We start from the raw sequence: 754 nt of genomic DNA on the forward strand, positions 1-754 counted from the left end.
CTCCGGCTGCTGGAGGAAAGCGGCTGCGACGTCCCCGTCATCGTGGTCAGCGGCATGATGACCGAGGAGGCGTGCGTGGAGTGCCTGCGCCACGGCGCGGTCGACTATCTGCTCAAGGACCGCCTCACCCGGCTGGGCCCGGCCGTACGCCACGCCCTGGACCAGCACCGGCTGCGGGCCGAGCGCCGCCGGGCCGAGCGCGCGGCCCGGGAGAGCGCCGCGATCCTGCACGCCATGATGAGCGCCGCCCCGCTGATGTTCTACCTCACCGACCCCCACGGCCGCTTCCTGATGGTCAACGACGAGTTCGAGCGGCTGTTCGGGCTCACCCGCCACGAGGTGATCGGCAAGACGGCCCGCCAGCTGCCGCTCGGCCCCCTGGCGGTGGACCTGAGCCGGCGCGACACGCGCTGCCTGCGGCTGCACACCACTCTGGAGGCGGAGGAGACGATCACGACGGCCGACGGGGAGCGCGTCTACCTGTCCACCCGTTACCCGGTGCCCGACCCCGACGGCGGCGTCCACGCCATCGGCGCCCTGTACACCGACATCACCCGGCAGAAGACCATCGAGGCCGAGGTGCGGGCGGCGCGGGCCGCGCTGCAGCGCCAGGCCGAGGACCTCGCCCGCTCCAACGCCGAGCTGCAGGAGCTCGACCGGCTCAAGAACCAGTTCCTGGCCACCGTCTCCCACGAGCTGCGCACCCCGCTGACCAGCATCCGCGGCTACACCGAGCTGCTGGCCGACGGCTACA

1 protein-coding gene is annotated in these 754 nt (G+C 72.5%); it reads left to right on the forward strand.

Features of this window, described 5'->3' with window-relative positions; genetic code table 11:
- Positions 1-754: PAS domain-containing protein (locus ACFOWE_RS33780; RefSeq protein ID WP_377295159.1), on the forward strand; the 754-nt coding region annotated here is incomplete at both ends.

Origin of the sequence: Planomonospora corallina (assembly GCF_042650625.1) — a bacterium.
Classification (GTDB): Bacteria; Actinomycetota; Actinomycetes; order Streptosporangiales; family Streptosporangiaceae; genus Planomonospora_B; species Planomonospora_B corallina.